The sequence below is a fragment of the Chelativorans salis genome (assembly GCF_025336525.1).
GTDB classification, from domain to species: domain Bacteria; phylum Pseudomonadota; class Alphaproteobacteria; order Rhizobiales; family Rhizobiaceae; genus Chelativorans; species Chelativorans salis.
In genome coordinates, this window is sequence record NZ_JAOCZP010000009.1 from 202,320 (window position 1) to 216,483 (window position 14,164).

Consider the following 14,164-nt stretch of genomic DNA (forward strand, 5'->3'; position numbering starts at 1 on the left):
GTTCCGAACAGCCGCAGTCCCTGGGGCGCCCTTCTCCAAAGGCACGCCCGACTGGTGTTCTGCGCCAAAACTGAAGACACCTATCGAGGAGAATCGGCCTCGCGAACCGCGGCTCGATCCCGACCGTATTCACAAGGCGCGTGGCCTAGGGAATTCGAAGCGATCTTAATCGCGACCGCCTCGATGTGGAGCAAGCGACATCGCCGCCGCGTAGGCCATTGGGGAGCGGCTGCCCGGGGTGTTTGCATCCAGCAAGAGCGTCTTGATGTCGTCAGAGCGCACATCAAGCACTACGGCGCGTTGCAGCTTGTCGATCTGCCAAACCGCATAGCCGAGTTCGCGCTTGTAGCCACAGTCTCCCTCGACAATCTCACGCGGCTCCACAGGCAAGAGCATGATCTGCGGCTTTGGCAACTTGTAGCAGTGACCTTCGTAGGCATAGCCGTAGATGACGCCCATGCTTGCCACCTCAGGGGCGCCCACCTCTGAAATTTTCAGCGTATTCTCGAAGATCTCACCGAGTCGGGCTTCCGCAACGTTTCCGGAAGGGGATGATCTCACTATAAGCCTTATAACTTCCGGCTTCTCTCCATCGTCACGCTTCACCAAATCGGATATGTCTTTCTTACCTTCCGCAAGCATTGTCCTCAGCTCGGATATCTGTACCGTCACATTTTCGTCGTCCCTCGCTGCCGGTCGTCCATACAGTCGCACCTCTCCAGGTCTGAAGGTATCGTAGTCGCTATTTCCCTGCGTGAATTCCGGGCCGACGCCTGGGCTGGCGAAACAGTCGTGATCACTCATGGTCCTCTCCTTCCTAAGCTCATCCTTGCCGACGGGCGGATTATCTCTCGCCACAGAAAATTAACTTCCAGACGCTCGCGGGCGGCTCCGTCAGCGGCGACGGCGACCGCGTCCGCCGCTCTATCCAGACGCAGCGAATTGGCGTCCAGCGAGGCTAGGGAAGTGGCCAGGGCCTGACCGATGGCGTCGCGCGCAAAGGTGAGCGCGGACCTGAAGAGATGGGGGCGCGTTCTGAAAGCTTCCTCCGTCAGTTCGCGAAATCCATTCCAGTCATCCTGCGAAAACTGGCGGAGATCGGAATCCAGAAGACGCGGATCCGCGCAGCCGTTTCGCACCAATTCGCGGTGATAGAGTTCCACGATGCTGTCGAATACGGCGCCGATGAAAGGAAGCGCTCGATCATGCGCCTCCTGCGTCACCTCCGACATTCGCCGAAAATTCGTTGCGAGCCTGATCTGCGTTTCAGGGCTCATTTCAGCAAATCTGTTCAGTTCATTGTAGATCAGAAGATTTCCCCTCGTCCGCCGGAGCAGCCGATCGATGGCCGAGTCAAAATGTAAGAACGTGATCAGCGAGACGAGATCCGAAAACGCCTCGGCGAAAGGGAAGAAGTCGCTGTCCGGCGACACCGCCGTCGGAACACCCAACTCGCCAAGGCTGATAAAGTGCCCGACTTCGTGTGCAATCGTATCCAGATTCAATGCGTAGGGGTGCATGACGCCGCCGACGCGTGAATAGCCAAGTTCGAGAAATCCGTAACCCGCCTGTGCGTTTTCCCAATCGACCAACGGAATGATCTCGAGACGCTCGAAAGTCTGATCGAAGAACCATCGGACAGGGTGCCCGAGATAGCTCTGCCAGACTCCGAGAACAAAACGCACGCAGGCATAGGCATGCACGGCAAGAAAGGATCGGTCCTGCGGATCATAGTTGTCAAAGTGGCGATCAGGACCTGATCTGGCAGGTCTTCGCCGGGCGCCGTCGAAAGGAGGCAGCCATGTTGAGCCGTAAGGCTGCTTATCGAAAAGGGGATCGGCGACATACATCATTGTGTCGCTGGGGCCATCGCCGATCTCATCAGGCAATATCGGCAGCCATATGCGATCTGGCTGCTCATAGCCGGAGAGCAGGGGCGCTTGAGGATAAACCCAAAAGCGTGTGCCTACGCCTTCTTGGGCGGGCTGATAAGCCTTAAGACGCAATTCATCGGCCATCGGGTCAACCGAAAGCATTAGGTTTTGTCAAATGAATATGCGGCGTATCTTAGAAAGACCTAAGATAAATTGCAGTAACGAGAGTACGTCTTTAACAGATCAGGGTCAATCCCGCCCGCTTCTATATCACGGATAAAGGTATTTGTTGCACACCAGACCCAATCCAAGGAACGCGGAGCCGACCCGATAAGACGCGGGGCAATCTCCAAAGCCTCTAAGGCATCGCGCTGTTTCTGGCGGACAATTCTGTCACGGAACTTGTCCAACACGTCGTCCCCCCAACCGGCCTCACACAGCACCGCCTTCAAAGTGCGATCGCGAAAGTTCATCTTCCGCGCTGTCAGCGTAAGTGCGCGCCGTTCTTCGGGCGAAATCATCTTGTCGCGCATAAGCCTGGAGAATGTCGCCTGAAGATCGATCATAGCGTCAGTCAGCGGAAAAAAACCAAACTCGGCGGGCGCGGACTGCACCGCGACTGCGTCGTCAGGGGCTAATGCCCACCGACGGAACCAGCGATAAACCGCGCCGACACCTATCATGCCGAACTCGCGCAACTCGGCGGCCCTTAGCGCTCCCATGCTGGCAGCACCGATCATTGTGATCCCCTGAGCCATTGCCCATAGAATTTCCTTGTGACGGACGCCGGGTCTGTCCTCGAATTGCCCATCGATCAACACCATTGCCCGTGGCCGAAAGGCATGTGCGGCAAGCACAACATCGCCCTGTGCCGCGGGGTGGAGGTAGATGGCTTTGAGAACAGCCTGAGCTTCGGCAATCGGTAGCGTTGGGCCGAGAAATACCACCGTTGGCCCCTCAGCTGTTTCTCCAGCAGCGGAACCGTTACCGACCGGGTAGTCCATCGAACCACTCATCTGATCATTGCAAGCGGATGCGCTCCCGCCAGGATCGTCCTTATACATTGAACGCCAGTTTCCACGTCCGCGCCAACCCGAACGACAAAGACCGGTCCTAGCCTCGAAGCCGCAATCGTCTGCACAAGCATGCCGACATCGCCGGTCTCCGCCATGTCACGAGCTTCGATACAAGCTGAGGGAATGTCGCTTGCAATGAGCTGTCGCGCCTGGGCTACCAGCACATCAGTCCTCGTCCTGTAGCGCTGGCGGACTTGATCCTCTCTTGCGCCTGATATCGCAACAGCGCGAGTCGCCAGCGCCTCAAGCAATGCATTCGACGCCGCATCGGCCAAAGTCGCACCCGCGGAATAGCCCTCGGTAGGGAGCGAAAGGATCGGTTCCCCCGTGCCCGTTTCGATTGTCTGACACCAAACGACCGGTACTTTGGCAGGTGACGGTGCGTACCAAAGCGCGGTCGAAAGCCCGTTGCTTCGCGCGCGGTCCAACAGCTGCGCAGTCCGGCTGTCGAAAGGGAACGAAGTTTCCAAGCGCATCCTTTCAAAAAAACCATGCGTGGCAAAGGCGCGCGCAATGGCATCTCTTTCGATGCATTCGTACAGGCCGTGCAGAAATGCTGCGACCACGCTCGTATGGCAAGCAACACCAGTGGTCGTACGCACAAACACGCCGTCGCCGGGTGGCGATGGGTCTGTGTACCGTGTATGGACAAGTTCGAGCGGCACCGGCTGCGGGAGCCCGCTGGTGATCTCAAGCGCCAGCATCCATGGTATCCGGGCAAGCCGCCACTTTTCCCGAAAACCGGGCAGAACTTGATTTTTGAACTGACTTGGCGGAAGCCCAAGCTCCTCTGCAGTCGCAAAGAAAATGCGCTCTGGCGTGATTGATTCAGAGAAAAACCGTTCCAGCGATTCCATAATTGCGCCCACGGCCGCCTCCGCCAAGGAATTTCCACGTCCCACTGCAGTGACTTCGGAAAGCGCATCCGGGCGCACCGCCTGGACTACGGGCAGACCAATCCGGTCCAAGCCGGTCAGGTCTCCCAGTCGGGTAATTCGCGCTCGCCGACGCAGTGGCGCCAGGCGCGAAAAAAGCTCGTTCATATCGGACGGCGCCGAAGAGAATGATTGTGGCATCGCGTTGATTGCGACGAGCTCTGCCCGCAATCTCTCCAGTGAATGGTCAGTCTTCATCGGTTGCGGTCAACAGCTGGGAGGCAAGCTTGAGTTCTTCGGCTGTTTGCTCGGACCGGTTCTTGAGGGCGATGGCACCCTGCCCATCCGCTATCGTCAATGCGGACCGCAAATCCGCGACAATCAGGTTCGGATCGCCTTGAGCCTGGGCTCGAAGTGCCGCGCGACGTCTAAACAGTTCCGCCAGCCAATAGGCATGGCCCGTCTGTCTCGCTTCCGTGATGGCGTCGGTCACCGTCGCGATCGCCAGTTCCGTCTGGCCTTTGCGGCCCAATAGGGTCGCATACATGTCAAGGTAGATGGGAAGATCCACCGCCGAGCCAAGATGTCTCAGGATCGCAAGCCCCTTGAAAAAAGTGTTATGGCCGCTCTCGAGATCCCGCGTGTAGGCTTCGGCCCACCCGCCGAACAGCAAGGAAAGCCCAGTCAGGAATTCCATCTCATGTTTGGCCGCAAGCTCTCCCATACGCCCACAGACGTCGGAGAGCCGGGTAAAATCGTTGCGATAGAACGCTGACACCGCCTCGCCATCGAGCGAATGCGCTTTGCTGGGAATATGGCTGATACTGTCTGTGAAGCCGATCATCTCCGCAAGCGCGGCGTCCGATGCCTCGTGATTGCCTGTCAACCAGAGGCAGAGGGCGCGCTGGAGTAGCCCGCATACTTTGGCGTCGTGCCCTCCGAACAGGGCACGGTTCATTCTCGCGCGTTCGGCATCGTACAGCCTCAAGCCTGTCTCGATCGCCGCCAACGCTTCTCGATGCCTACCGAGATTGAAGTCGATCGCCCAAATGGAGTGGTTGATCTGTAGTTTGACCTCGGGATCATCCACCCCTGAAAGCATCTCCTGCACTCGCAGGGCGCGATCGTGCATGATACGGAAGTCCGCTCCGGTGTACCACCAGCCCCAAAAAACCGGAAACCAGTCGGCCAACTCACTGGAAGGGCGTTGCCGGGCAATATCGACACCACGGTTATAGAGCTCCTGTGCCCGGTCATCACGAGGGCCAAACTGGCTCGTCACGAGAGGGCCCAAGGCAGCGATTATCTCAAGTTGCAGGCCTTCGCGGGCGTCAATGTCATCAATACTCGACGTTAGCTCGAGAGCATGCGAAAGGCATGATCTGGCCTCCGCTGTCGCCCAGCGAGCAGCACTGTCACGCCCGGCTCTGGCGAGTATGGTGGCGGCAACACGATAATTTCCCGCACGTTCAGCATGCCACGCAAGATCTACATCCCTGATGATCAAGCCGTCATGGAATTGTTGTTCAAGATGCTTGAACACCCGCTGATGAAAGACGCGCCTGTCGGCGTCACGGAGCGAACTGTAGGCTGCCTCTCGAAGCAAGGCATGGCGGAATTCATACTCGGCGTCGGGCTGCGGCCAAATCTGCCGAAGGACATTCTGATCCACCAGAAATGCGAGCAGGGCAGTCAGGTTCTCCTCCGGCAGGAGGTCACCCATCACTTCGCGCAGCGTTGACACGTCGAAGGAACGCCCCAATACGGCGGCGATTTGCGCCACCCTCCGCCCCTCTCCTAGCGTATTGAGGCGGGAGAGAAGCAGATCGTTTAACGGCATCGTGGGATCCCCCCACGAATCAGTTCTAAGCGCTGGACTTGTCCCGACACTGCGTTCCATCCGCAATCGCCACAGCACCAACTCCTCGAGAAACAGCGGGATGCCGTCGCTGAATTCCGAGACGAACGCCAGTTGCTCCGAGGTCGGGGAATCTTCGGCGACCATCTCCCACAAGGAAGTCGCAAGAGCCTTCATTTCGCCGGCGTCGAGACGTCGGAGTTTCAAATCAAGAGCGTTGCTCGCGTCTGAAATCGAACGAAGGGAGTCGTCGCGGGTAGTGAGGACAATGAGGACGGGCTTATCTGCTATCCAGCTGGATAAAGCCTCGAGTTCCGTGAGGGTGGTGGGATCGGCCCAGTGTATGTCCTCGACGACGATGCAGACGGCACCTTTCCTGGCCCTCGCGCCGATCACCGACTGGATAGCACTGCGATTTCGTCTGAGGGCCTCCTTTGTTGACAAGGATAGGTCCTGGCGGGCAGCCGGGATGATGCCGCTCGCGAAGCCGAGTTGCTCCACATGACCGGAATCGGACACGCCCAGGCGTCGGGCCGCTCTTGCGAAAACCGCGTCGGGCTGCTGTGTCCACCGCCGCCGGCTGGCAAACATGTTCGCGACCGGCGAGAATGCTGTCCGACTACCGCCGGGAGCGCATTGCAGCAGCCAAGGGCGCACCCCTGCGGCTTTGAGGCGACCGCGCAAGTCGTAAAGCAACCGCGATTTCCCGATGCCAGGGTCGCCCCGGACGATCACGAATTGTCCTAGACCGCCACAAGCGTCGGACCAGCGACTGATCAGAAGTTCGAGTTCGCTGCGGCGGCCGACGATCGGCAAGACGCGCTGACGTCTCGCTTCGAACCTATCCGAGACGCGGCGAGGCGTGACCAAGCGCCAGAACGCATCGACCTGCTTTCCACTGTCTGAGGGTTCGCTGGGATGCTGGAACTTGAAGTAGCGGCTGACACGCGCGCGTAGCCGGTTGCTTACATAGATTCCCGGAGTTGGCGCCAACAAGCGCATCCGACGTGCCACCAGTTCCGGATGGCCTAGCACGCGTGGTTTACCTTCATGTGGATGAGGCGAGAAAATCAACGATAGGCCGTCTGCAAGCCCGGCTTTGAGACAAAATCGCTGATCTGGGCGGCTTTGCCAGCGGTAGTTGTCAATCGCCTCGCTGAGTTCGTTGGCTGCGGTGACCGCGTCACTGGCATAGTCTTCCGCCTGTCCGTCGATGCCGAAGAAGATGACGCCGTGGTCCAGCGCATTGGCACCGGCCACGCCAAGCCATTCCTCGGCAATCACGTTGATGAGGCGATCCAATTCACCAACAAGATTGGCCAGACTGTCGGCGTTTTCATGCTCAGCGACTTCAGCGACGCCATTGATCTCGTAGCTGAGGGCAACAATTACGCGCTGCTCGATGAGATCCCGCTTCGCCTCGACGGTAGCGGGCGCGGCGGAATCCGGCAATGGCCGAACGGCAGGTGACGAGCTTGCTTCGTCCAATATCGCCCGAGTGCCGGAGTCCGTCTGCACCCTTTCGATGACGGCCATAGTCTCGGACGAAGGAGTGACGCCAAGCGCGGTCTCGAACAATTCCAACATTGACCTCGCATGGCGCATCGCCTCGCCACGTCGATTGGCCGCAAGCAGGGCATTCAACAGGGCGCGGTGCGCCTCCTCAGCGAGATCGTCCAGCAACACGGCACGCCGCCCGTCCTGTACGGCCGATTCAAAATCACCGCTTCCAAGCGCATTTTCAGAAAGCTTTACGAATACTTCCAGGGCACGCGCCCGATGCCATCCACGCTGATCAGAGATCCACTGCTCTGCGTCGGCATCCCGGATGCGGACGTCACGAAGAAAATCGCCGTTGTAAAGATCCGATGCAGCACGAAGCGATTGCAAATCGCCGTTTGCAAGAAGCGTTTTGAAATTTAAAGCATCGACCTGGATCGATTCGGGACGGAGCCACACTTCCTCCCGCTGAGCACCAATCAGAGGTTCCGCTACAAATTGCTTCCTCAGCTGGCTCAAAGCGGTTCGCAGGTTCTGACTCGCACCTTCATCGCCTCGCTCACCCCAAAGACGCTCTGCCAAAACCTCTCGATGGCAACTGTGCGGTAGAGCCAGAGCAAGTGAAGCAAACAGACAGCGCTGCTTGGCGGACACGATCGGGATGGGCGTGTCGTCGTGGAGCAGTTCAAAGCCGCCAAGAACACGCAGATAGTAACTCATGGCGCGAAGCCGCCTGTATGGCGTAGCAAAAACTAAATCGCCCTACAAATATCGCGAAGCCGCAATGCCCCCACGGAGAGGACGAAAGGGCCGACAATCATACCGAAGGCGACCCGCGTCGGACTTTAGCACGAAAGTGTGCAACTGGAACGTCAAAGCTTGTCAACTGAATCCAAGGGCCACAAAAAGAAGCAGCCCCGATCGGGGCTGCGAGCTTAGGATGCAAAGCCGCCGCTAGCGCGCAATTTGGAAGCGCGGAGTGGGCTGATCGTTCTCGTCGCTGGGGCCAAAACCGTCCGCAGCCGAGAAGCGGACCCTCCGGCCACCGACGGTCGGGAAGCCGTAAGATTGTTCCATGCTGCCAGTCACGATGGTGCTGTCGGTGGAAGGCACCATCTGGTGGCGAGGAGCAGGCAGACTGTTTGCCTCGCTGGGACCGACGCCCCATGCGGCTTCGAAAGCAGCAGCATTGCTGACGCCGAGTGTTGCGAGAACGGATGTGAGAATAATGAGCTTAGCCATAGTAGCCTCCTGTGTGTGTATGTGTTGAGTGAGGAACTGCGGTCATTCCTTGCATTCCTCTATTATCGCTTGTGACCGCGAGGTGTTTTTACGGACTGGCCGTGGAAGCTCCGTTGATCGAACGTGAGTGGTCCGTGAAAAACAGTGCGCCGGGCTGCGAAATGCTTGCCTTTGTTGCCGGTCTCTTGCTGACCCGGTGCGAGTTCTTCTGGACCGTGAGGAAGCGGTCGACCGGGCAGGCATTGCCTACAGGCCGATCGACATCGATGCGCCCGAGTTCCAGAAGGGTGCCAAGGACGGTGAAATCCGCGCGCGGCCACGCCCACCAGGCTACGATTTGGGGCTTCCTCCTGTGCTTCGCCCGACCGCTTCGGGAACCATCCTGCACTACGGCTTCGGCTATGTCGGTGTTTTCGTTCTCGGCTATGCAGCCATGGTCGCCCTTGGCTTTGCCATTCTGATCGTTGGGGCAGTCGCACCACTGTCATCGCCGGAGCTACCTGGATCGGTGCGCGGGCTACGCGATCGTCTCGGTGAGGCTGCTCAAAGCTCTACCAAATTACTGTGCCGTCCCGAGCATCGCACGCAAGCACCCAGCCCCCAGGACATCGATATCGTCAAGGTTGGCCCAATCCGCGCGGCTGCGACTGTCAGCGTTGAACATGCGGCTCATTCCGGAGGTCGCTGGCGAGGTGAGCCTGGCGCGCTAATCCCGCGAACATCTGTTTGGGATCGAATTATCGTGTCCCGTTGTGTCGCAGCTCCCGCGCCGAACCCCGGCGGCCTTCAAGAAACGGTAGAGCTTTACGGTACGGCTGACACGCGGCGCGAAACGGACAGCTCTGATGGAGTTTTTGGGGCCACAAGCGGACCGGCGGCTCTGGGATGGAACCAGCAGCAAGCCGCCCTTCCCTCATTGTCGGCTTGTGCGTCAGATATACCATCGCGCTCGCATCGGCTGTCGCGGATTGAGCCAATGACGCCCGCCCGCTAACAGGATGTTGTCGGCTTCCTCGGGCTGGATCATCTTGGCCTGCGGCAGATCCATGAGTGGTGTCTTCGCCAACAGGTGGCGACAGAAGGCCCGACGTCGGCGGGCATCTCCAGCCGATAGCGATAATTATCCCGCTCGCCCTCGAAGTCCGGCAGAGCATGCTCAACGTATTCCCAAGGCATTGTTAAGCGCAGCTATACATACAGTGCAAAATTGGCGTGTTTATCTCGGTTACTAAAATAGTCATCTTCGGCCGGGCGTTAGAAGTCGAAACCGGAGTACACGAATGGCATTCTCGATGCAGATCAACGGCCGCACCTACACAGTGGATGTAGACGGCGACACCCCACTCCTCTGGGTACTGCGCGACTTGCTTGGCATGACCGGTACCAAGTTCGGGTGTGGACAAGCACTTTGTGGAGCCTGCACCGTCCACGTTGATGGCGTGGCCACTCGCTCTTGCGTGACTCCCATTGAAAGCGTCGTGGAAAGCCAGGTCACGACGATCGAAGCTCTCCACACCGTTGCGCATGGGAAGGCGCTGCAGGATGCGTGGATCGAGCTTGAAGTCCCTCAATGCGGCTACTGTCAGTCAGGACAGCTGATGTCCGCCGCAGCATTACTAGAGGAAACCCCCAGCCCGACCGACGACGACATAGACAATGCAATGTGGGGCAATGTCTGTCGCTGCGGGACGTATCAGCGCATTCGCGCCGCCATCAAGCGCGCAAGCGCATAACGGGAGACAAATCATGTCAAACAGTGCTCTCGGCCCGCAGTTGAACCGCCGCCATTTCCTGAAGGCAAGCGTTGCCGTTGGGGGTGGTCTCGTCGTCAATCTCGCCCTTGGCCCAGACTTCTCTGCCGCCGCCGCGGACTTCGCTCCCAATGCTTTCATCCGCATCGACCGGAAAGGCCTTGTCACGCTGGTTATGCCGCAAGTGGAAATGGGCCAGGGAATCTACACCGCCCAAGCAATGCTGCTCGCAGAAGAGCTGGAAATCGCACTTGATGATGTAAAGCTCGAACATGCGCCCCTCAACGAGGCCCTGTACGCCCATCCAATGCTCGGGCGTCAGATGACGGGCGGTTCCACGTCAATACGTGCGTTCTGGACACCGTTGCGTACGGCCGGTGCGACGGCCCGCACCCTGCTCATTCAGGCCGCAGCAAAGGAGTGGAATGTAGATCCCGTAACCTGTCGCGCCGAAGATGGCTTCGTTCTCGACGAGAGCGGAACGAGGAAGCTGGCCTATGGTGAACTGGTCGACATTGCTGCGTTGCTTCCCGTTCCTGCCCCGGAAGATGTTACGCTCAAGTCTCCGGAGGATTTCAAACTCCTGGGAACGTCGGCAAAGCGGCTGGATACGCCGGGAAAGATCAACGGGTCGCTCAACTATGGCATCGACGCATTTCCTGATGGGACCAAGATTGCCGCGATCGCCATATCTCCGGTTCTTGGCGGCAAGCCGAAGTCGGTAAACGAGCAGGCTGCGCTGGCGATCAATGGGGTGCGCCAGGTGGTGCTCACGGATGAGGCCGTGGCGGTCGTGGGGGATCACACCGGAGCGGCCAAGAAGGGGCTTGAAGCAGCTTCGATCGAGTGGGATGACGGTCCCAACGCGCAAGTGTCCAGCGCCGACATCGTACGACATCTGGAGCAGGAATCACAAAAGCCCGGCGCCATTGCCCGCAGCGAAGGCGATGTGACAACGGCGCTGGCAGGCGCAGCGCAGCGGATCGACGTTGTTTATCAATTGCCTTTTCTTTCCCACGCGGCAATGGAGCCGATGAATTGCACGGTGCACGTGCGCGAGGATGCTTGCGAGCTTTGGGTCGGAACCCAGAACCTCTCTGCAGCCAAACTGGCTGCCGTGACAGTCACCGGCCTGGAGCCGGAGAAGATCATTATCAACAATCACATCGTCGGCGGCGGCTTTGGCCGCCGCCTCGAAGCCGACGGCATCGCCCACGCTGTTAAGGTTGCGATGCACGTCGACGGCCCGGTCAAGGTTATCTGGAGCCGCGAGGAAGATATTCAGCACGGGTACTACCGTCCGTACTACTACGATCGAATGTCAGGCGGGATTGACGAGCAAGGAAACCCTGTCGCCTGGATGCATCGTGTCTCCGGGTCATCGATTTTTGCCCGTATCGCACCAGGTGCAATGCAGAACGGCGTGGACCCCGATGGCGTAGAGGGGGCAGCCCATCCGCCATACAAGCTTCCGGCAATCCAGGTCGAGTTCAACCAGGTCGAGCCACAAGGCGTTCTTACGAGTTGGTGGCGCGGTGTCGGACCCTCTCACAACGTCTTTATGGTCGAAAGTTTCATCGATGAACTCGCCGCTGCAGCAGAAGCCGATCCGGTCGAATACCGCAAACGACTGCTGACGGAAAATCCTCGTGCGTTGAGGGTCTTGGAACTGGCTGCAGAGAAGGCCGATTGGGGCAAGCCTCTTTCGGCCCGGCAGGGCCGCGGTGTCGCCGTGCAGTTCGCGTTCGGCTCCTATCTCGCAATGATTGCCGACGCCACTGTCGAGGCTGACGGCGTTGTCAGGGTCACACGTATTGTGACCGCTGTGGACTGTGGACTGACAGTGAACCCGGATACGATTGCGGCCCAGATGGAAGGCGGCGCCTTGTACGGCCTGACAGCGGCTCTGTATGGCGCGATTACCCTCAAGGACGGCCGCGTCGAGCAAAGCAATTTCGACAACTACCTGCCGCTTCGCATCGACGAGGCACCACACGTTGAAACCCACATTATCCCGAGTGCCGAGCCGCCAGGAGGAATAGGCGAAGTAGCGACCTCGGCGGTGTTCCCAGCCGTCACAAATGCGATCTTCTCGGCAACAGGGAGGCGTGTGCGAACACTGCCAGTCAATCCCGCAGACCTGAGGGAAGCCTAGCGGATGGCGCGGATTCCGCGAACCCTTGCCGCAGCGTCGATCGTTTTCGTAATCTGCTCCGGCTCCGCATTTGCCGACGGAGACGCGGTGCGCGGCGAACAGCTGTTCAATCGATGCACGGCGTGCCACTCGGTTGAGGGCCAGAACAAGGCCGGACCCGCCCTGAATGGCGTGTTCGGCCGGAAAGCCGGCGCGGTCGAGGGATATCGCTATTCCCCGGCCATCGAGAATTCGGACGTAGTCTGGACCGATGAAACGCTCGATACCTACTTAACGGCTCCTGCCAGGATGTTGCGGGGCACGCGCATGACTACAGGCGTTGCGAGGCCAGACGATCGCGCTGACATCATCGCGTATCTCAAAACGCTTGCTGCCCCGTGAGACCTGCACGACGCCACGCCTTGCTGCGCGGGCCTGCATCGCTTAAGCGGCCAACAAACGCCTTAGTTGGGAACAGGCGTCGATGAACGCACGCACCTTTGGCAGATTTTGCGCTGTTTTGGTAAAGTATAGAAAGAGCCCGTCGCTACCCGGTGAATAGTCGAGCAGGACGGGTTCAAGCTGACCGTCCGCAATCTTTCCCGATGCGTGAAATGTCGATGAATAGATCAGCCCCAGGCCCTGCGAGGCAAGGTTTTGCATGAGTTTACCGTCGTTCACCGTCAAGGGCCCGATAGGCTCGATGCTGACACTTTGTCCGTCTTCGAGGAATTCCCACCGATAGATGTCGCCCTTCCCCGGCCGGCGATACCGGATACACTGATGTCCAGCGAGGTCACCCGGCACCCGAGGACGTCCATACTTCCTAAAATAGTCGGGTGATCCGAAGACCGCCCATTTGAAGGGCGGCGAAAGCCTTACCGCGATCATCTCCTTGGCGATATATGATCCAATGAGGATCCCTGCGTCGTAACCCCCGGCGATGAAGTCATCATGCTTGTTGCTCACGGTTATGTCGACCTTCACATTCGGCCAAGCTTCGCAAAAAGCCGGTAGTATCGGCTCTATGACATGGGGCAAGGCCAGACGCTCGACAATAAGCTTCAACGTGCCTGACGGTTCATCCGACGATTGGAGCGTCTCCTCGAGGCTCGTCTCGATGAGACGCGCTGCAGGGGCAATCTTCGCAAGCAGGGTCTCCCCTGCCTCCGTCAAAGATATGCGCCGTGTCGTGCGGTGGAAGAGCGGGGCCCCTAGACGCCGCTCAAGCCTCTGCAGCGCCTGGCTGATCGCGCCCGGTGTTACTTCCAGGTCGAGGGCAGCTTTTCGAATGCTCTGTCGCTTTGCAATAGCCAGAAACTCGGACAGACCATCGAATGTGTCTTGGCGGCCCATTTCATTCCCTTTTTGATGCAATCCCCTTCGGCATTATCGCAGTTAGAGCGAGGGGTTCTATTTAATATTGCTGGATAAAGATGTAAATTTAAACAATATGTCCGGCTCCGGGCTCGGTTGCGGAAGCTGGAATTATTTAGATCGGCACGATCGGAAGGAGCGAAGGCTCAAATCGAGACCTTCAAATCGGTGCAACCTCGATCTTCAACCTCGCCGTGCAATGTCTGCTTCCGGGCGGTCGTCATGACGCCGTCAACGACCGACATTAGGCGCAAAGCGGAAAGGCTGCGAACGTCGGATATGGCTGCCATTAGCTACGCAATCGTTGCCGTCCTGCACAGCGTAGTGCTCTACGCGCCGGATCGCAGTTTTTGGCTATTGTGGGATACTGTAGCGTAGGGATTTGGTTGCGGGGGCAGGATTTGAACCTGCGACCTTCAGGTTATGAGCCTGACGAGCTACCGGGCTGCTCCACCCCGCGTCATCTAGGTTTGGTCC

General features: G+C 58.6%; 10 protein-coding genes and 1 tRNA gene. 3 read left to right on the plus strand and 8 right to left on the minus strand.

From position 1 onward, the window contains the following. Positions 1-165: 165 nt before the first annotated feature. The 6 genes from N5A92_RS22920 to N5A92_RS22945 all read right to left on the minus strand — a co-directional run bounded on the left by N5A92_RS22920 (position 166) and on the right by N5A92_RS22945 (position 8,425). Complete coding sequence (locus N5A92_RS22920) at positions 166-804, minus strand: hypothetical protein (protein WP_260906589.1); 639 nt, start codon at positions 802-804, stop codon at positions 166-168. Continuing rightward, positions 801-2,018 (minus strand): gluzincin family metallopeptidase, encoded by a 1,218-nt coding sequence (locus N5A92_RS22925; RefSeq protein WP_260906591.1) that lies wholly within the window; start codon positions 2,016-2,018, stop codon positions 801-803. The genes N5A92_RS22920 and N5A92_RS22925 overlap by 4 nt, the downstream gene beginning before the upstream one ends. A gap of 59 nt (positions 2,019-2,077) precedes the next feature. Further along, a complete protein-coding gene (locus N5A92_RS22930; RefSeq protein WP_260906593.1) occupies positions 2,078-2,878 on the minus strand; it encodes a TfuA-like protein in 801 nt (266 codons plus the stop codon). Between the two features lie 8 nt (positions 2,879-2,886). Next, entirely contained in the window at positions 2,887-4,083 is a 1,197-nt protein-coding gene (locus N5A92_RS22935) for a YcaO-like family protein (protein ID WP_260906594.1), read from the minus strand. Continuing rightward, positions 4,073-7,903, minus strand: coding sequence for an ATP-binding protein (locus tag N5A92_RS22940; protein ID WP_260906596.1), 3,831 nt, complete (start codon positions 7,901-7,903; stop codon positions 4,073-4,075). The genes N5A92_RS22935 and N5A92_RS22940 overlap by 11 nt, the downstream gene beginning before the upstream one ends. A gap of 234 nt (positions 7,904-8,137) precedes the next feature. After that, positions 8,138-8,425 carry a hypothetical protein gene (locus N5A92_RS22945; RefSeq protein ID WP_260906598.1) on the minus strand — a complete coding sequence of 96 codons (288 nt, stop codon included), beginning with the start codon at positions 8,423-8,425 and terminating at the stop codon, positions 8,138-8,140. Between the two features lie 1,280 nt (positions 8,426-9,705). Between N5A92_RS22945 and N5A92_RS22950 the strand changes: the two genes are divergently transcribed. Genes N5A92_RS22950 through N5A92_RS22960 form a run of 3 tightly spaced genes read left to right on the plus strand, consistent with a single transcriptional unit; the run spans position 9,706 to position 12,712 of the window. Then, positions 9,706-10,158, plus strand: coding sequence for a (2Fe-2S)-binding protein (locus N5A92_RS22950; protein ID WP_260906600.1), 453 nt, complete (start codon positions 9,706-9,708; stop codon positions 10,156-10,158). A gap of 13 nt (positions 10,159-10,171) precedes the next feature. After that, positions 10,172-12,331 (plus strand): xanthine dehydrogenase family protein molybdopterin-binding subunit, encoded by a 2,160-nt coding sequence (locus tag N5A92_RS22955; RefSeq protein WP_260906602.1) that lies wholly within the window; start codon positions 10,172-10,174, stop codon positions 12,329-12,331. Between the two features lie 3 nt (positions 12,332-12,334). Beyond that, positions 12,335-12,712: a c-type cytochrome gene (locus N5A92_RS22960; protein WP_260906604.1), complete on the plus strand. Its 378-nt coding sequence runs from the start codon at positions 12,335-12,337 to the stop codon at positions 12,710-12,712. 42 nt (positions 12,713-12,754) lie between these two features. On the opposite strand, the gene N5A92_RS22965 is transcribed toward N5A92_RS22960, so the two are convergent. Further along, complete coding sequence (locus N5A92_RS22965; protein ID WP_260906605.1) at positions 12,755-13,666, minus strand: LysR family transcriptional regulator; 912 nt, start codon at positions 13,664-13,666, stop codon at positions 12,755-12,757. Between the two features lie 404 nt (positions 13,667-14,070). Continuing rightward, positions 14,071-14,147: transfer RNA gene (locus N5A92_RS22970), tRNA-Met, on the minus strand. Positions 14,148-14,164 lie beyond the last annotated feature (17 nt).

Bases quoted from the DNA above. Each gene is read 5' to 3' on its own strand.
- N5A92_RS22950 (WP_260906600.1), top strand. From the start codon at position 9,706: ATGGCATTCTCGATGCAGATCAACGGCCGCACCTACACAGTGGATGTA.
- N5A92_RS22940 (WP_260906596.1), bottom strand. From the start codon at position 7,903: ATGAGTTACTATCTGCGTGTTCTTGGCGGCTTTGAACTGCTCCACGAC.
- N5A92_RS22965 (WP_260906605.1), bottom strand. From the start codon at position 13,666: ATGGGCCGCCAAGACACATTCGATGGTCTGTCCGAGTTTCTGGCTATT.
- N5A92_RS22925 (WP_260906591.1), bottom strand. From the start codon at position 2,018: ATGGCCGATGAATTGCGTCTTAAGGCTTATCAGCCCGCCCAAGAAGGC.
- N5A92_RS22920 (WP_260906589.1), bottom strand. From the start codon at position 804: ATGAGTGATCACGACTGTTTCGCCAGCCCAGGCGTCGGCCCGGAATTC.
- N5A92_RS22955 (WP_260906602.1), top strand. From the start codon at position 10,172: ATGTCAAACAGTGCTCTCGGCCCGCAGTTGAACCGCCGCCATTTCCTG.
- N5A92_RS22930 (WP_260906593.1), bottom strand. From the start codon at position 2,878: ATGGACTACCCGGTCGGTAACGGTTCCGCTGCTGGAGAAACAGCTGAG.
- N5A92_RS22960 (WP_260906604.1), top strand. From the start codon at position 12,335: ATGGCGCGGATTCCGCGAACCCTTGCCGCAGCGTCGATCGTTTTCGTA.
- N5A92_RS22935 (WP_260906594.1), bottom strand. From the start codon at position 4,083: ATGAAGACTGACCATTCACTGGAGAGATTGCGGGCAGAGCTCGTCGCA.
- N5A92_RS22945 (WP_260906598.1), bottom strand. From the start codon at position 8,425: ATGGCTAAGCTCATTATTCTCACATCCGTTCTCGCAACACTCGGCGTC.